The following is a 16,787-nucleotide window of genomic DNA, read 5'->3' on the forward strand; positions in this document are numbered from 1 at the left end:
GGGTGTCACTCGGTGCCGGAGAGACGGGTCACGCCTCGGAACAGTCCGGAGTGGTCGAGGGAGCCGTCGCCGTTGGCGCGGGCGGAGGCCATCAGCTGGCCGACCAGGGATCCGAGTGGGATCACCACGCCGGCCTCGCGGGCCGCGGAGGTGACGATGCCGAGGTCCTTGTGGTGCAGGTCGATGCGGAACCCGGGGGCGAACTCGCGCCCCAGCATCTTGGCGGCCTTCTGGTTCAGCACGGCGGACCCGGCGAGCCCGCCGCCGAGTACCTCGACGGCTGCCTCGGTGTCCACGCCGTAGGCCTCGAGGAACACGATGGCCTCGGCGAGGGCCTGGATGTTCGCGGCGACGATCAGCTGGTTCGCGGCCTTCACGGTCTGCCCGGAGCCGCTCGGCCCGACCAGGACGACGGTCTTGCCGACCGCGTCGAACACCTGCGCGGCGGCGTCGAAGTCCTCCCGTGCGCCGCCGACCATGATCGACAGCGCGGCGTTGATCGCGCCGGCCTCGCCACCCGAGACCGGGGCGTCGAGGATCCGGAAGCCCTTCTCCTTGGCCTCGGCTGCCAGCTCGACGGTGACGTCGGGGCGGATCGAGGAGAAGTCGATGATCAGGGCGCCCGGCCGGGCGTTCGCGAACACGCCGTCGTCGGCTGTGAGCACCTGCGCCACGTCCGGGGAGTCGGGGACCATGATGGCCACGACGTCGACTCCGGCGACCGCCTCGGCGATGCTCGCGGCTGCGGTTCCGCCCGCCTCGACGAGCGGCCGGGCCTTCTCCGGCGAGCGGTTGTAGCCGATCACGGTGTGCCCGGCGTTGGCCAGGTGGACGGCCATCGGCGAGCCCATGATGCCGAGTCCGATGAATGCGATGGTGCTCATGGCTTCGGTGCCTCTCGTTGGTCGATGGGGTTCAGTTCACGGCGCGGTCGGCGCGCGCCAGCCACGCGAACGGCTCGGTCGCGCCTGTCTTGTACTCGAGGCCGAACCAGCCGTCGTAGCCGCCGGCGAGCAGGTCCGCGGTCCAGTCCGCGATCGGCAGCTCACCGGTGCCGGGCTGGTCCCGGCCGGGGGCGTCGGCGATCTGGACGTGGGCGATGCGGTCACGGTGGGCGGCGATGGCGGCGGGTACGTCGTCGCCGTTGACGGCGAGGTGGTAGACGTCGAGCAGCAGGCCGAGGTTCGTCGCGCCGTGCTCGCCGGCCACCCGGTCGATCACGCCGACCGCGTCCGCGGCGGTGAGCAGGGGGTAGCGGGGGGCGCCGCTGACAGGCTCGACGAGCACGGTGCCGCCGATACGCCCGACAGCGGTGGCTGCGGCGGCGAGGTTGGCGGCGCCGAGGTCGTCCTGCTCGCTCTCGGGGACGCCGTCGATCCGGTTGCCGTAGAGGGCGTTGAAGGCCCGGCACCCGGTCGCCTCCCCGATCCGGGTGACGACGTCCAGGTTGGCGATGAAGTCATCCGAGCGCTCCGGCCAGGACACCAGGCCGCGGTCCCCGCCCGGCATGTCCCCGGCGTTGAAGTTCAGCCCGGTCAGCTGTACCCCCGCGGCGGACAGGGCACCCACGAACGCATCGATCTCGTCCGTCGACGGCGTCGAGGTCGGGAACGGCCACCAGTACTCGACGGCGTCGAACCCGGCCGCGCGCGCGGCGGCGGGCCGCTCGAGCAGCGGGAGGTCGGTGAGCAGGATCGAACAGTTCACGGTGTAGCGGGGCGCGGTGCCTGCGACGGTCATCCTGACTCACTCCTCATCATTCACCACTTCCATATTGCGGAAGTTGTTTTCCTGTTGATGAAAGAATAGGAGAGATCGGCAGACCCGTCAAGGGTCGGAGCTGGTAGCCGCGCTTGCGCTGAAGCACCCGAACGCGTCGACCAAGAGCCTCCGGCCTGAGGCAGGAGGTTCTGAGGTACTACCTCAGGCGCGCGTGTCTGCCTGACGTCCGGAGGTTCTGCGTCAGCCTCTGGCGACCCTCAAGCGCCGCGGTACGCTCGCCAGCCGCCGGCGGCGGAGATGTCGGTGTGCCGGCCGGAGCCGACCTCCTCGGGTCGCAGCACCATGGACAGCACGGCGCGGCCATCCTCCAGGCGGATCACGCCGAGCTCCAGCTCGGGTGGCTCATCGGGCAGGAACTTCTCCGCCAGCACCGCCAGCGGCACGTCGTAGAGCTCGCCGACGATCGCGGCGGTCCCGCCCGGGGCGATGCCAGGGAACTCGTCGCGGACCGAGAAGAACCGGTACCCGGGCGCGGTACGCACCGACCCGAGGAACGGGTGCCCCGCGATGTTGTGATGCACGCCGCCACCGCGCATGCCCTCTCCGTTGACGAACAGTTCGGTCATGGCTGCTCAGGCGTCGTGCGCGCCGGCCGCGCCAGGGCGTCCAACCCTGCGCGCTCGAGCCCGCCGAGATCGGCGGTGTCAAGGGCGCCGCAGTCGAGGCCGCGCAGCACGAAGCCGGCGAGCGCCTTCGCGGTGGCGGGTTCGTCCATGACGGCGCCCTCGCGCGCGTCGAGGTAGTCGGTGAGCCGGGTGACGGCGTCCGGCGCCGACGCGCGGAAGTAGGCGTACGTGGCGGCGAACCGGCTCGGCAGCTGTGCCGGGTGCAGGTCCCAGCCCTGGTAGAACCCGCGGTGCAGCGACCGGGTGACCAGCCGGCCGTGCAGCGCCCAGGCCGCGCTCACGCCGTCGGGTTCGCCGACCGGCAGCACGTTCGTGGAACCGTCGGACAGGTGCACGCCGGTGCCCGCCGCGGCGAGCTGCATGACGGCCTTGGCGTGGTCCGCGGCGGGATGCTCCATGCTCTGGTCCGCGGCGGCGATGCCGAGCGAGGCGGAGTAGTCGTAGGTGCCGTAGTGCAGGCCGCTGACCCGGCCCTGGCCCGCGTGCAGCATCGGTGCGATGAGGGCCGTGCCGTCGTCGCCGAGGATCGCTTGCGGCGTCTCGACCTGGATCTCGAACCTGAGCCGTCCGGTGGCCAGGCCGAGCCGGGCCTCGAGGTCCGCGCAGGCGAGCACCATCGCCCGCACCTGGGCCACGGTGGTGACCTTCGGCAGGGTGAGCACGAGTCCGTCCGGGAGTCCGCCGGAGGCGAGGAGTTCGCCGACGAACAGCGCGAGCGTGCGTAGCCCTCGCGCCCGGGTGGCCGGCTCGAGGCACTTGAACCGGATCCCGACGAACGGCGGGAGCAGACCCGCCGTCCCCGCGTCCGCGACGGCGCGGGCAGCTGCGCGCACGTGGCCGTCCTCGACGTCGCCGCGGCCTGGGTAGCCGTCCTCGAAGTCGATCCGGAGGTCCTCGATGGGCTCGGCCTCGAGCTTGGCCAGCACGAGGCCGGCGATCAGGGCCCGCTCGCCGGGGTCGGTGACCAGGCCGTGGGCATCGAGCAGGACGTCGATGCCGCCGACGGCGTCCAGCGCCTCCTGCGCCTGCCTGCCCCAGCGGGCCGGCAGGTCCGGGGTGTACCGGTCCCCCGGCACGTAGACCGTGTGCACCGGCTGCCGGGCGCCGCTGCCGCCCGGGTAGAGCCGAGCGGCGCGGGCGTCCGGCTCGGCGAGCAGATCCTCGATGGCGCGTGCCGCCGTCGAGGACAGGCCCGCGACGACCCCGTCGTCGGTGCCGTCCGGGCCGTCCGGGCCGTCCGGGCCGTTCGTGCCGTTCGTGTCGCTGGAGCGCGCCACGGCTCAGCCCCCGACGGTGGCTGGGAACTGGGGCGCGGCGGCGTCGATATCGGGCTCGACCGTATGCCCGGCGCGCGCGCGCTCCGCGCGGGCGACATCCTGGACCGCCTTCGCGACCGCCTCGGCCACCGTCGGGTCGAAGACGCTCGGCACGATGTAGTTGGGGTTGCGCTCGGAGTCGGCCACGGTGTCCGCGATCGCCACTGCGGCGGCGCGCAGCGTGGCGTCGCTGATGGCGGTGGCGTGGGCGTCGAGCAGGCCACGGAACAGGCCCGGGAACGCGAGCACGTTGTTGATCTGGTTCGGGTAGTCGCTGCGCCCGGTGGCCACGACCGCGGCGTGCTGGGCGGCTTCGATCGGGTCCACCTCGGGGTCGGGGTTGGCGAGTGCGAACACGATCGCGCCGTCGTTCATGCCCGCGATGTCCGCGCCGTCGAGGATGCCCGCGGCGGAGACGCCGATGAACACGTCCGCGCCGGCCATGCCCTCCTTCAGCGACCCGGCGAAGCCCTCCGGGTTCGTGTTCTCCGCCAGCCAGCGACGGTGCTCGTCGACGTACTCACGTCCGGCGTGCACGGCGCCGGTCCGGTCGAACCCGATGATGTTCGTGGCGCCCTCGCCCGCGAGCAGGTGGATGATCGCGGACCCCGCGGCGCCCACGCCGGAGACCACGATGCGCACGTCGGCGATGTCCTTGCCGACCACGCGGAGCGCGTTGATAAGGGCGGCGAGCACCACGATCGCGGTGCCGTGCTGGTCGTCGTGGAAGACCGGGATGTCCAGTTCCTCGCGCAGCCGCCGCTCGATCTCGAAGCATCGCGGCGCGGAGATGTCCTCGAGGTTGATGCCGCCGTAGCCGGGCGCGATCGCCTTGACGACCATGATGATCTCCTCGGTGTCCTTGGTGTCCAGGCAGACCGGCCAGGCGTCCACGCCACCGAACTGCTTGAACAGGGCGGCCTTGCCCTCCATGACGGGCATGGCAGCGGCAGGCCCGATGTCGCCCAGGCCGAGGACGGCCGTGCCGTCGGTGACGACGGCGACCGTGTTCCGTTTGATGGTCAGGCGGCGGGCGTCCTCGGGCTTCTTCGCGATCGCCAGGCAGACCCGGGCCACACCGGGGGTGTAGGCGCGCGACAGGTCGTCGCGGTGGCGCAGGTTCACCTTGGGCCGCACCTCGAGCTTGCCGCCGAGGTGCATCAGGAAGGTGGCGTCGCTGACCTGGCGCACGCTGACGCCGTCGATCGCCTCGAGGGTCGCCGAGATGGTCTCGACGTGTGCGCCGTCGACGGCATTGCACGATACGTCGACGACCATGCCGGAGTCGGTGGACTCGACCACGTCGACACCCGTCACGGCGGCACCGGTGGCGCCGACCGCGGCCACGATGTCCGTGGTGGTGCGCGGGCCGGTCGGGGCCTCCACGCGCAGGGTGATCGAGTAGCTCGGGCTGGGGACGGCCATCATCGGTCCAATCTCTCACGATTCGGATTCACACTTCCACTTAGTGGAAGCATAAGTGATACTGGGGCCTGGAGGAAGCGTGTTCCGCACCGGGCGCGGCGATGCGATCGGCCCCGGAGATAGGAGAAGGTAGGGACATGGAGAGCACACCGTCGACGGAGACGACCCAGCCCGAACCCCGGGAGAAGGTCGCGAGCGGCCAGGTGCAGTCCGTGGACCGCGCGATCGAGCTGCTGGAGCTGATGGCGGACGCCGGCGGCGAGGCGGCACTGTCCGAGCTCGCGGCCAACACAGGGCTGCCGCTGCCGACGATCCACCGGCTGATGCGCACGCTCCTGTCCCGCGGGTACGTGCGACAGCTGCCCTCGCGGCGCTACACCCTCGGTCCACGCCTGATCCGCCTCGGCGAGAGTGCCGGGCGCCAGCTCGGAGCCGGCGCCCGCCCGTACCTCACCGCCCTCGCGGCCGAGCTCGGCGAGACCGCGAACCTGGCCATGATCGACCGCGACATGGCGGTCTACGTGGCCCAGGCGGCGTCCCGCCACTCGATGCGGATGTTCACCGAGGTCGGCCGGCGGGTGTTCACCCATGCGACCGGCGTGGGCAAGGCCGTCCTGGCCCAGCTGCCCGACGCCACCGTCCTGGAGATCGTGGCGCGGGTGGGCATGCCGGCCGCGACCCCGCAGACGATCACCGACCCGCAGTCTCTCCTCGAGGAACTCGCGAAGATCCGCGAGCGCGGGTACGCCATCGACGACGGCGAGCAGGAGATCGGGGTGCGCTGCTTCGCCGTCGGAGTGCCCGGCGCACCCACGCCGACGGCGCTGTCCATCTCCGGGCCGTCCGCGCGCGTCGGCTACGACTTCGCAGAGACGGCGGTGCCGGTGCTGCAGCGCACCGCCGCCGACCTGGCCAAGGAACTCATCTCCCCCACAGGCTGACCGCCTCACGGCCTACTCCTCGCAGACCGCTTTGACCTCGTCGCGGCTGGTGATCTCGCCATTCTCGACCTTGCGCCTGACGTCCTCGTACTGGTCGTCGGGGACCACCGGGACCTCCTCGCCGTCGGCGTCGACGACCTTGCCGCCCACCACCGAGTCCCCCTCGCGCAGCGACTGCAGGTCGACCTGCTTCATCAGCCGCACCGAGGTCCCGGCCACGAACACCGAGGAGTGCTCGGTGTTGCCGGCGCGGATGTGGTTGAAGACGATGTTCAGCAGCACGGCCATGAGGGCGGCGGAGCTGATCCCGGAGTGGAAGATGATCGTGAACCAGTCCGGGAACGCGTCGTAGAACGTCGGCTGGACCACGGGAATCAGGCCGAACGCCAGCGACACCGCGACGATGATCAGGTTCATGTTGTTCTCGTACTTGACCTTGGCGAGGGTGCGGATGCCCGCGGCGGCCACGGTCCCGAACAGCACCACCCCGGCCCCGCCGAGCACCGGCGTCGGGATCGCCGCGACCACGCGACCCACCAGCGGGAACAGGCCGAGCACCACCAGGATCACGCCACCGGCGGTGACCACGAACCTGCTCTTCACCCCGGTGATGGCGACCAGACCCACGTTCTGTGCGAACGCCGTCTGCGGGAAGGAGTTGAACACCGGCGCCACGGCGGAGGAGAGCATGTCCGCGCGCAGGCCGTCGGCGATCCGGCGGGAGTTCACCTTGGTCTTGACGACCTCACCGACGGCGAGGATGTCCGCCGTCGTCTCGGTCATCGTCACGATGATCACGATGAACATCGAGACGATGGCGGCGACGTCGAACGTCGGCCACCCGAACGCGAACGGCGTCGGGAACGCCAGCACGGCGCCGTCGCCGACGCCGGAGAAGTCCGCCATGCCGAGCACCGCGGCCACGATGGTGCCGATCACGATCGCCAGCAGGATCGACAGGCGGGAGAGCGTCGCGCTGTTGACCTTGGACAGGATCAGCACGATGGCCAGGGTCAGGCCGGCCAGGCCGATGTTGGCCATGCTGCCGTAGTCCTCGGCCTCGGCGTTGCCGCCCATCGCCCAGTTCGCGGCCACCGGCATCAGGGTCAGACCGATCGTGGTGATCACCACGCCGGTCACCACCGGTGGGAAGAATCTGATGATCTGCGCGAAGAACGGTGCGATCAGCAGCCCGATGAGCGAGGCCACGAGCACGGCGCCGAACACGTCGCCGAGGCCACCTCCGCCGTCGAGGATCGCGAGCATGGTGGCCACACCTGCGAACGAGACGCCTTGGACCAGCGGGAGCTGGGACCCGAAGAACGGCAGCCCGAAGGACTGCAGGATCGTCGCCAGCCCGCCGATGAACAGGCAGGACGCGATGAGCAGGCCGATCTCACCCGGCGCGAGCCCGGCCGCACCGCCCATGATCAGCGGCACGGCGATGATGCCGCCGTACATCGTGAGCACGTGCTGGAATCCGTAGGCGAACGAGGCGCCGATCGACAGGCGCTCGTCCTCCGGCCGTGCGGGCTTGGTCCTTGTGTCTGGTGCTGCCTCCGCCATGGCGGTCACTCTCCTTTGAGTCTGGTCGGCCCGTTCCGAAATCCACGGACGACGTCGGTCCTCGGTCCCGGCGGGACCGGTGAGGCTGTGGTTCGTCAGTTCCGGCGGACTACGCTCGCCGGGTGGACGTGTGTGGTGTGGTGCTCGCCGCCGGGGCCGGGAGCCGGCTCGGCCTGGGCCCGAAGGCACTGTTGCGGTTTCGGGATACGTCCCTGGTCGAGCACGTCGTCGGTGCGCTCCGGGCCGGTGGCTGTGACCGGGTGGTCGTGGTGCTCGGCGCGGCGGCGGACCGGGTCCGCCTCGGCACCGAGCTCGGGGACGCCCAGGTGGTGGTGAACGCCGATTGGGCCAGTGGCCTGGCATCCTCGTTCCGAGCCGGAGTGGCGGCCGCACAGGAGGCGGGCCCGGTTCCGGTCCTGATCGCCCTCGTCGACCAACCCGGCGTCAGCGGCGAACTCGTGGCCCACCTGCTGGCCGAGCACCGGGCGGGCACGGTCACCGCGGCCCGGTTCGGACCGGACGCGCGGCCGGGGCACCCGATGGTCTTCGACGCCGGCGTCGCCGCCGAGGCGTCCGCCCGGGCCACCGGCGACGAGGGTGCCCGGCGCTACCTGCGCGCCCACCCCGAGGTGCTGCGCCCGGTGGACTGCACCGGGCTCGGCGCAGCGGAGGACGTCGACGTCCCCGGCGACCTGCACCGACTCCGGTCCTGACCAGCGCACCGTCGCTCCCCTGATCAGCAGAAGCCGGTGACGGAGGCCCAGGCGCGCGGCTCCGGCGTGGCGTCCTTGCGCAGCACGGTGGCCTCGATCAGCCCGTACGGGCGGTCCGCCGCGAAGAAGACCACGTTCGGGTTGTCCTGACCGAACGGGCTCAGGTCCACCAGGAAGTGGTGCTTGTTCGGCATCGAGAACTTGATCTCGGCGATCTCCGGGTGCGCCTCGAGGACCGCGATGCCCATCTGATAGAGCGTCTGCTGCAGCGCGTAGGAGTGCTGGGTGGCGAACTGCTCCAGCATGAGCCGGCGGACGTCGTCGAACACCGCGTCGAAGTCCAGGTCGGTGCGGGTGTAGCGCCACCGGGCCTTGACGTCGGTGGCCAGGATCCGGTCCGTGGCCTCGGCGAGCGTCGTGTACTTGTCACGGGTGAAGCCCACGAACTCCGACGCGGTCGACTTCAGCACGGTGAGATCCTGCAGGCCGGCCACGACGAACACGTCGTCGCCGTCGCGCTGGACGACGACGGTGCGTACCTCGGTGCCGCTCTTGACGAACGAGTGGTCGTGCTCGCCGGCACCGGTGGGGATCCGGACCCAGGAGTACTTCTCGATCTCCCAGCGTCCGCCGGAGATCCAGTCGTAGCTGGACGTGAAGTGCTCCCCCAGGCGGAGCGCGAACTCCTCCGGGGTGCCGACGCCGTCCCGGGCGAGGGAGTACACGGTGTTCTTCTGGCTGTCGGTGGCGACGCAGTGCGCGTTGTCGCCGTCCGTGTGGATCGCATCCAGGTCGCCGCGCAGTTGCGACGAGACGTTGAAGTCGGTGATCTCGTGGCGCGAGGCCTCCCGCTCGATGCGGACGAGGCGCACCTCGGCCTTGCCGTACTGGTTCTCGCCCAGGACGGCGATGTCGCTGGCGGTGGTGTCGGGCATGTCAGTTCCCTCGGTAGGTGGAGTAGGCGAACGGACTCAGCAGCACCGGTACGTGGTAGTGCTGGTTCGACTGATCTGTCACTGCCACCCGGAAGGCCACGGTGACCTCCGGGTAGAACGTGTCGACGCCACGGGCGTCGAAGTAGGCGCCGGTGGCGAAGGTGAGCCGGTAGGTGCCGCCGGGCAGCGCTTCGGGCCCGAGGTCGGCGATGCGGCCGTCGTCGTCGGTGGTCCCGGTGGCGACCTGGGCCCAGCCGGATCGCCCGGCGACGGCGCCCTCGAGTACGACGGCGATCCCGGCCGCGGGACGACCGGCGGAGGCGTCCAGGACGTGGGTGGTGACGTGGGACATCAGTTCGTTCCTTCCAGGACGGACTCCAGGCGGAGCACGGCGATCTCGCGCAGCTGTGCCGCGGCGATCCGGCGCTCCTGATCGGGCGTGTGGGTGAGCCGCTCGTCAAGGGCCGCGAGGATCTGGACGGCGCTACGGCCGGCCGCCCGGATCAGGAATACGTGCCCGAACCGCTCCTCGTAGGCGGCGTTGCCGGCCCGCAGCCGCTCCTGCACGTCGGCATCGGTGTCGATGCCGGACTGTTCCCGACGCGACATCGCCGCGTCGGCAGCGGCGCCCTCGGCGCGCTCACCGATCCGCGGGTGGCGGGCCAGGGCGGCGTCGATCTCGGCATCGGTCCAGGGGTCCGCCGCGGTCCGGGCAGCGGCCAGCGCCTCGGCCACCGTGGCGAACGGCAGCGCGTCGGCGACGGCACGGGCCCAGCGATCCACGTCCGCGCAGCTGCGCAGCACCGCAAGAGTGTCCTCCCGGGGTGCGGTGTTGAACTCGGCCAGCCTCATCGCTCGGTGCCTTCGCCTTCCGTCTGACTTCCGTATGTCGGAATCCAACTTCTGCTAATCGCAAGTTACTCGGACGATCCAATGGGTGTCAAGAGAACCATCGTGTCCACATGGCGACGGGCAGACACCCCAAAGGGTGCCTGCCCGCCATCGTCCTCATCCGCCTATGCCACACCCAGCTCTTCGCGCAGGGCGCGCACGTGCCCCTGGGCGGCCACGTCGTAGGCGACCGAGGCCAGCGTGCCGTCGGGCGCCACCACGAACGTGGACCGGTGCACGGAGTCGAACGTCCGGTCGCCGAAGGTGACCGGACCCCAGGTGCCGTAGGCCTCGGCGACCGAGTGGTCGAGGTCCGAGGCGAGCGGGAAGGTCAGCCGCTGCTCGGCTGCGAACGCCTGCAGGTCGGCGACCGGATCGGCCGAGACGCCCACGACGGCGTAGCCGGCGCCCTGCAGTGAGGCCAGGGCATCGCGGAAGTCGCAGGCCTCGGTGGTGCACCCGGGAGTGCTCGCCTTCGGGTAGAAGTACACGATCACACCGTTGGTGGCACCGGCCCTCAGGTCGGCCAGGGTGGCCTTCTCCCCGTCGGCGGTCGGCAGGCTGAAGTCGGGGGCGGTGTCCCCCACGTCGAGTCGGCTCATCGGATCGGTTCAGTCCTCTCAGGGCATGCGTTCGTAGGCGGGCAGGGTGAGGAAGTCGGCGTAGTCGTCCGCGACGGCGACGTCCAGGAAGGTCTGGCGAGCCTCGGCATAGTCGGCTGCATCGCCGTCGAGCTTGTCGACCTCCTCGGTCACGAGCCGGTCGATCAGCTCCCGCGTGACCTGCTCACCGGAGTCCGCCAGGACGATGTCGTTGTGCAGCCACTGCCACACCTGCGAGCGGGAGATCTCGGCCGTGGCGGCGTCCTCCATCAGGTTGTTGATGGCCACCGCACCGAGCCCACCGAGCCAGGCGTGCAGGTACTGGATGCCGACCGAGATGTTCGAGCGCAGACCCACCTCGGTGACGTCGCCCGGTGTGGCGGCCACGTTGAGCAGGTCCGCGGCGGTGACGGACACGTCGTCGCGAGTGACCTCGATCTGGTTCGGCGCCTCCCCGAGGACGTCGGTGAAGACCTCCTTGCAGAGCTCGACCATGCCCGGGTGCGCCACCCACGATCCGTCGAAGCCGAGGGTCGCCTCGCGGGTCTTGTCCGCGCGGACCTTCTCGAAGGCGGCCTCGTTGACCTCGGGATCCCGCGAGGGGATGAAGGCGGCCATCCCCCCGATGGCGTGTGCGCCGCGCTTGTGGCAGGTCTGCACGAGCAGGTCGCAGTAGGCCCTCATGAACGGCACGGTCATGGTGACGGAGTTGCGGTCCGGAAGCAGGAACTCGGTGCCCCGGGTCCGGAACGACTTGATCACCGAGAACATGTAGTCCCACCGGCCGGCGTTCAGCCCCGCGGAATGCTCGCGCAGTTCATAGAGGATCTCGTCCATCTCGAACGCCGCCGGGTAGGTCTCGATCAGCACGGTAGCGCGGATGGTCCCGCGTGGGATGCCGAGGGCGTCCTGGCCGATGATGAAGGCGTCGTTCCACAGTCGCGCCTCCAGGTGGGACTCCATCTTCGGCAGGTAGAAGTAGGGGCCGAGCCCCTTCTCGATCTGGCGCAGCCCTGCCGTCGCCAGGTAGAGCGCGAAGTCCACGAGGCTGCCGGAGACGACCTCGCCGTCGACCGTGATGTGTTTCTCCGGGAGGTGCCAGCCGCGCGGGCGCACCACGATGGTGGCGAGCTCGTCGTCGGGCTTGAGGGCGTAGGACTTGCCGGTCTCGGCCGTGAAGTCGATGGACCGGTTGATCGCGTCGAGCAGATTGACCTGACCGCCGATCACCGAGGACCAGTGCGGGGTGTTCGCGTCCTCCTGGTCCGCGAGCCACACCTTCGCCCCGGAGTTGAGGGCATTGATGGTCATCTTCCGGTCGGTGGGACCAGTGATCTCGACCCGGCGGTCGGCCAGGCCGGGCGCGGCGGGCGCGACCCGCCAGGAGTCGTCGGCGCGGATGTTCGCGGTCTCGGGCAGGAAGTCGAGGGTGCCGCCCTCGGCGAGGGCGGCCACGCGCCGGCTGCGCGCCTCGAGCAGCTCGAGGCGGCGGGCGCCGAGCTGACGATGCAGGCTCGCGATCAGATCGAGGGCCGCGGTGGTGAGTACCTCCTCGGCCCGCTCGGGGAGATCGCCGACGATCTCGAGGCCGGACACATCGCTCATGGGAAGGCTCCTTCTTCGGGCGTGGCCTAGCAGCCGGTTCGAGCATGCCAAGGCCGGAAAGGTGTGGCAATCGGTCACGACACTTCCGCTGTGCGGAATTATGATTCCTTTGGATGATACCAGCGGGTTGCCGGTGCGTGACGGCACGTCCCACGTGCACCCCCTTGTCCTCCCCGGCCCCGGACACGGAGGATGGCCGGATGGATCCCGCAGACTTCTACACCGGTCTCGTCGCCGATCTCTACGCCCCGCTCCGCTCGGTCACGCAGACCGCCGAGCCCTACGAACGCTTCATCCGGGAGGCCGGCGAACCCGCCCTGGAACTCGGCTGCGGCGACGGCGACCCGTTGCTGGACCTGCGCCGTCGGGGTTTGGACGTCGACGGCGTCGACTCCTCCGCGGACATGCTCGACCGTTGCCGTGCGCGCGCCGTCGCGGCCGGGCTCACGGTGGCCGTGCACCACCAGCGGATGGAGGAGCTCTACCTACCCCGGCGCTACCGCTCGATCTTCCTGGCCGGCCCGACGTTCAACCTGCTCCCGGACGACGAGACGGCGGCGCGTGCCCTGGCCCGGATCCGCGCCCACCTCACGGACGGGGGCACCGCCCTGGTGCCGCTGTTCATCCCGGACCCCGTTGCGCCGTCGGCCATCGGCATCGCGAGCGAGTCCACGACCGCAGACGGCGCGCGGCTCCGGTGCACCACCGTGGCCAGCACCCGCGACCAGCCCGGGCGCACCCAGCGCACCCTGCTGCGCTACGAGCGGGAGACGCCGTCGGGCGCACCGGAGGTGGTCGATCGGGACTGGCTGCTGCACTGGCACACCCAGGACGGCTTCAGGCGGCTCGCCGAGGACGCGGGCCTGCGTACCGTCGCGATCCGGACGTCCGATGGTGAAGCGGCCACCCCGGAGGCCACCTCGTTTACGTTCTCGCTGACGGCGGCGCAGGAAAGCCGATGAGGGCCGTCCGCTACGACCGGTACGGGCCACCGGAGGTGCTCCGCACCGAGCAGGTGCCCGAGCCCACGCCGCGGCCGGGACAGGTGCTCGTGCGCGTGGCCGCGACGTCGATCAACCTCTCCGACTGGGAGTGTCTGCGCGGCCGGCCCGCCTACGCCCGGCTCGGTGGCCTGCGCCGGCCGCTGCGTACACCGGTGCTCGGCTCGGACATCGCCGGGTGGGTCGAGGCGGTCGGGCCGGGGGTCGCCAGGTTCCGCGCCGGCGACGAGGTGTACGGGGACAACCTCGCGCTCAAGGGCGGCTTCGCCGAGTACGCCGTGGCGCCCGAGGGTGCGCTCGCGCTGAAACCTGCGGGCCTGACCTTCGCGCAGGCTTCGAGCCTGCCCCAGGCGGGTGCCATCGCCGGGCACGCGACGTCCGCCGTCCGTCCCGGGGACCGGGTCCTGATCAACGGCGCCGGCGGCGGCTCGGGGATGTTCGCGATCCAGCTCGCCAGTGCCGCGGGTGCCCACGTGACCGGGGTGGACAACGCCGGGAAGCTCGACTTCATGCGCTCGCTCGGGGCTGCTGACGTGATCGACTACCGCGCGCAGGACTTCACCCGGACCGGGCCCTACGACGTCATCGTCGACCTGGTCGCGCACCGGTCGCCGTTCGCGTATCGGCGGGCCTTGACCCGGGGTGGCCGCTACGGAATGGTCGGCGGCGGGGTGCCGACCATGATCGGGGTGGGGACCGTCGGAGCCCTCGCGGGTCTCGTCACCGGCCGGCGGCTCGGGATCCTGGCGGTGCCGTCCGGGCCGAAGCACTTCGAGCCGGTTGCGCAGCGGTGCGTCGACGGCGACGTTGCGATCCGGATCGACCGTAGCTATCCCCTGCGCGACGTCGCCGAGGCGCTGACGTACGTCGGCTCCGGGCGCGCCCTCGGCAAGGTGGTCGTGGAGATCGCCTCGTGACGTGCCGCACGTCGTCGAGAGCGTCATCGTGCGGCCCATCGCGTCGTTGAGCCGCAGATCAGCACCCTCGGCGGGGCGGCCTTGACCGGGGTCATGGGGCCGGTGGTAGCCTCCCGGGCACCGGCCCTGAGCGACCGCGAGCCCGTTCGGGCTCCGACCCGGGCCGGTTCCTGGATCAGCAGACAGGACCTCACTGAGCTGGCGGCATGGTCGCCGCCCGTGACCGCGCCGTTCGTCCGAACCGAAAGGCGATCCACGTGAGCACCCTCTGGCTGTCCCACCCACAGGCCATCTTCACCGGCACCGGCGCCGACTCCGACGGCTCCGCCGCCGGCGGCGTGGTCGTCGACACCGGGACCGGCACCGTCGTCGAACTCGTCGGCTCCGGCGCACGCCCCACCGTGGCACCCGACGAGACCTACGACGCGTCCGCGCACGTGGTCATCCCGGGACTGATCAACACCCACCACCACTTCTATCAGACGCTCACCCGCGCCTGGGCGCCGGTGGTGAACGTGCCGCTGTTCCCGTGGCTGGTGAACCTGTACCCGGTCTGGGCGCGGCTCACCCCGCGCGCGCTGGAGCTCGCCACGACGGTCGCGATGGCCGAACTGCTGCGCTCGGGCTGCACCACGGCGGCCGACCACCACTACCTGTTCCCGGACGGCATGGAGGACTCGATCGACATCCAGGTCCGGGCTGCCCGGGCACTGGGCATGCGGGCCACCCTCACCCGCGGCTCGATGACCCTCGGTGAGAAGGACGGCGGGCTACCGCCGCAGTCCACCGTCCAGGACCCGGACGTGATCCTCGCCGACTCGCAGCGGCTGATCGACACCTACCACGAGCGTGGCGACGGAGCGATGATCCAGATCGCCCTGGCGCCGTGCTCGCCGTTCTCGGTGACCACGCAGATCATGTCCGACAGCGCCGAGCTGGCCGCCGCCAACGACGTCCGCCTGCACACCCACCTCGCCGAGACGATCGACGAGGAGGACTTCTGCCTGGAGCGGTTCGGGATGCGGACCGTGGAGTACCTGGACTCGGTCGGCTGGCTCACCGGCCGGACCTGGCTCGGGCACGGCATCCATTTCAACGACGACGAGATCGCCCGGCTCGGTGCGGCCGGCACCGCGGTCGCGCACTGCCCCACCTCGAACATGCGCCTGGCCTCCGGGATCTGCCGGGCCGTGGAGCTCGAGGACGCCGGCGTTCCCGTCGGCCTCGGCGTGGACGGCTCCGCCTCCAACGACGCATCGAACATGATCCTCGAGGTGCGCCAGGCGATGTACCTGCAGCGGCTGCGCTACGGCGCGGAGAAGGTCACTACCGAGCGGGCCCTCGGCTGGGCCACGAAGGGCTCTGCCCGGGCCCTCGGCCGTTCCGACGTGGGCGAGCTCGCGTCCGGCAAGCAGGCCGACCTGGCCATGTTCCGCCTCGACGACCTGCAGTTCTCCGGCAGCCACGACCCGCTCGCCGCACTGCTGCTGTGCGGCGCGGACCGGGCCGACCGGGTCATGGTCGGCGGGACCTGGCGGGTCACCGACTCCGAGATCGTCGGGCTCGACGTGCCCGCCCTGATCGCCGAGCACAGCGAGCTGGCCCGGGCACTGGTGGCCGGCTGACCCGGCCGAACCGCGACGGAGCACGCCCCGCCCACGGTGCGATCCGCCGTCGGGCCCTGGTCAGCGCCAGCTGGCCCGAGCACCGGCGTACTCGTCCTCGAGCATCCCCATCCGGATCGAGTCGTAGTAGCGCTCGGAATCGAGGTAGGCCTCACGGATCCGGCCCTCCACCACGAAGCCGAGTGACTGGTACAGCGCGGCCGCGCGGGGGTTGATGCTGAGCACCTCGAGGCCGACCCGGTGCAGGCCGAGCCCGCCCGCGTCCGAGGCCTCGAACGCGAAGGCGAGGACCAGCATGATGGCCTCGCGGCCGTACCCGCGGCCCCGGTGGCCGGGGTTCGTGAGTAGACGCACCTCGGCCCGCCGCGACGTCAGGTCGACGCGCTCCAGCGCGATCTCACCGACCATGCGGCGATCCTCGGTGCACATCGCCCAGTCGAACCGACCCTCGAGCTCCGCGGCCGTGGCGGCCCACTCGGCCACCTCCTCGCGGGTGCGTACGGTGGTCTCGCCGGTCTGGCGCCGGCCCTCCGGGTCGCTGACGCCGAGCCACAGATCGTCGGCGTCGGTGGCCTCGATCGGGCGCAGCGTGACCATCTCACCCGGAAGGGTGGGAACGGCCCATTCGACTTCCGGCATGACACTCCCCCGTCGTCGTGGTCGGCGAGCCCGATCGGCGCCTCGCTGCGCGTTCCGGCCTCCCGACCGACGCTAGCACTGAGACCAGCGCGCGAGTGCGCACCATCCCGCTGGATCCGAGCGGGACCGTGCGCACTCGCGCGCCACAGCCTCAGCCGAGGCGCTCCATGATCAGTTCGCGCACCCGGCCGGCGTCGGCCTGG

Annotated in this window: 17 protein-coding genes; 5 read left to right on the forward strand and 12 right to left on the reverse strand. The window is 71.0% G+C overall.

Annotated elements, in window-relative coordinates; translation table 11 throughout:
• Positions 1-5 precede the first annotated feature (5 nt).
• The 5 genes from KCQ71_RS06615 to KCQ71_RS06635 form a co-directional block, all read right to left on the reverse strand.
• The gene (locus tag KCQ71_RS06615) at positions 6-884 is read right to left on the reverse strand and encodes a 2-hydroxy-3-oxopropionate reductase (RefSeq protein ID WP_223404107.1); all 879 of its coding nucleotides are present in this window, start codon (positions 882-884) and stop codon (positions 6-8) included.
• 31 nt (positions 885-915) lie between these two features.
• On the reverse strand, positions 916-1,740 hold the full coding sequence (locus tag KCQ71_RS06620) for a hydroxypyruvate isomerase family protein (RefSeq protein ID WP_223404109.1): 825 nt from the start codon (positions 1,738-1,740) through the stop codon (positions 916-918).
• A 239-nt stretch (positions 1,741-1,979) separates the two neighbouring features.
• The gene (locus KCQ71_RS06625; protein ID WP_223404117.1) at positions 1,980-2,348 is read right to left on the reverse strand and encodes an allophanate hydrolase-related protein; all 369 of its coding nucleotides are present in this window, start codon (positions 2,346-2,348) and stop codon (positions 1,980-1,982) included.
• Positions 2,345-3,598 carry a DUF6986 family protein gene (locus tag KCQ71_RS06630; RefSeq protein ID WP_372453944.1) on the reverse strand — a complete coding sequence of 418 codons (1,254 nt, stop codon included), beginning with the start codon at positions 3,596-3,598 and terminating at the stop codon, positions 2,345-2,347. The genes KCQ71_RS06625 and KCQ71_RS06630 overlap by 4 nt, the downstream gene beginning before the upstream one ends.
• 90 nt (positions 3,599-3,688) lie before the next feature.
• A complete protein-coding gene (locus tag KCQ71_RS06635; RefSeq protein ID WP_223404149.1) occupies positions 3,689-5,149 on the reverse strand; it encodes an NAD(P)-dependent malic enzyme in 1,461 nt (486 codons plus the stop codon).
• A gap of 137 nt (positions 5,150-5,286) precedes the next feature.
• Between KCQ71_RS06635 and KCQ71_RS06640 the strand changes: the two genes are divergently transcribed.
• Complete coding sequence (locus KCQ71_RS06640; protein ID WP_223404119.1) at positions 5,287-6,090, forward strand: IclR family transcriptional regulator; 804 nt, start codon at positions 5,287-5,289, stop codon at positions 6,088-6,090.
• Positions 6,091-6,102: 12 nt separating this feature from the next.
• On the opposite strand, the gene KCQ71_RS06645 is transcribed toward KCQ71_RS06640, so the two are convergent.
• Complete coding sequence (locus tag KCQ71_RS06645) at positions 6,103-7,656, reverse strand: nucleobase:cation symporter-2 family protein (protein WP_223404121.1); 1,554 nt, start codon at positions 7,654-7,656, stop codon at positions 6,103-6,105.
• A gap of 122 nt (positions 7,657-7,778) precedes the next feature.
• Here KCQ71_RS06645 and KCQ71_RS06650 point away from each other — a divergent pair, with 122 nt between their 5' ends.
• Positions 7,779-8,369: a nucleotidyltransferase family protein gene (locus KCQ71_RS06650; protein ID WP_223404122.1), complete on the forward strand. Its 591-nt coding sequence runs from the start codon at positions 7,779-7,781 to the stop codon at positions 8,367-8,369.
• A gap of 23 nt (positions 8,370-8,392) precedes the next feature.
• On the opposite strand, the gene pucL is transcribed toward KCQ71_RS06650, so the two are convergent.
• From pucL to aceB, 5 genes are all read right to left on the reverse strand, one after another.
• The gene (gene pucL, locus KCQ71_RS06655) at positions 8,393-9,304 is read right to left on the reverse strand and encodes a factor-independent urate hydroxylase (protein ID WP_223404124.1); all 912 of its coding nucleotides are present in this window, start codon (positions 9,302-9,304) and stop codon (positions 8,393-8,395) included.
• A gap of 1 nt (position 9,305) precedes the next feature.
• Positions 9,306-9,656 carry a hydroxyisourate hydrolase gene (gene uraH, locus KCQ71_RS06660; protein WP_223404126.1) on the reverse strand — a complete coding sequence of 117 codons (351 nt, stop codon included), beginning with the start codon at positions 9,654-9,656 and terminating at the stop codon, positions 9,306-9,308.
• Positions 9,656-10,156: a 2-oxo-4-hydroxy-4-carboxy-5-ureidoimidazoline decarboxylase gene (gene uraD / locus KCQ71_RS06665; protein WP_223404128.1), complete on the reverse strand. Its 501-nt coding sequence runs from the start codon at positions 10,154-10,156 to the stop codon at positions 9,656-9,658. Before uraD ends, uraH begins: the two co-directional genes overlap by 1 nt.
• A gap of 164 nt (positions 10,157-10,320) precedes the next feature.
• Positions 10,321-10,797: a thioredoxin-dependent thiol peroxidase gene (bcp, locus tag KCQ71_RS06670; RefSeq protein WP_223404130.1), complete on the reverse strand. Its 477-nt coding sequence runs from the start codon at positions 10,795-10,797 to the stop codon at positions 10,321-10,323.
• A gap of 18 nt (positions 10,798-10,815) precedes the next feature.
• Complete coding sequence (gene aceB / locus KCQ71_RS06675; protein WP_223404132.1) at positions 10,816-12,402, reverse strand: malate synthase A; 1,587 nt, start codon at positions 12,400-12,402, stop codon at positions 10,816-10,818.
• A 200-nt stretch (positions 12,403-12,602) separates the two neighbouring features.
• On the opposite strand from aceB, the gene KCQ71_RS06680 reads away from it, so the two are divergent.
• The 3 genes from KCQ71_RS06680 (at position 12,603) to KCQ71_RS06690 (ending at position 15,945) form a co-directional block, all read left to right on the forward strand.
• Positions 12,603-13,364, forward strand: a complete 762-nt coding sequence (locus KCQ71_RS06680) for a class I SAM-dependent methyltransferase (RefSeq protein WP_223404134.1) — start codon at positions 12,603-12,605, stop codon at positions 13,362-13,364.
• On the forward strand, positions 13,361-14,320 hold the full coding sequence (locus KCQ71_RS06685) for an NAD(P)-dependent alcohol dehydrogenase (protein WP_223404136.1): 960 nt from the start codon (positions 13,361-13,363) through the stop codon (positions 14,318-14,320). Before KCQ71_RS06680 ends, KCQ71_RS06685 begins: the two co-directional genes overlap by 4 nt.
• A 257-nt stretch (positions 14,321-14,577) precedes the next feature.
• Complete coding sequence (locus KCQ71_RS06690; RefSeq protein ID WP_223404138.1) at positions 14,578-15,945, forward strand: 8-oxoguanine deaminase; 1,368 nt, start codon at positions 14,578-14,580, stop codon at positions 15,943-15,945.
• Positions 15,946-16,005: 60 nt separating this feature from the next.
• Here KCQ71_RS06690 and KCQ71_RS06695 read toward each other — a convergent pair whose 3' ends face one another.
• Positions 16,006-16,584: a GNAT family N-acetyltransferase gene (locus tag KCQ71_RS06695; RefSeq protein WP_223404140.1), complete on the reverse strand. Its 579-nt coding sequence runs from the start codon at positions 16,582-16,584 to the stop codon at positions 16,006-16,008.
• Between the last annotated feature and the right edge of the window lie 203 nt (positions 16,585-16,787).

This window comes from Occultella gossypii (assembly GCF_019947135.1).
Classification (GTDB): domain Bacteria; phylum Actinomycetota; class Actinomycetes; order Actinomycetales; family Beutenbergiaceae; genus Occultella; species Occultella gossypii.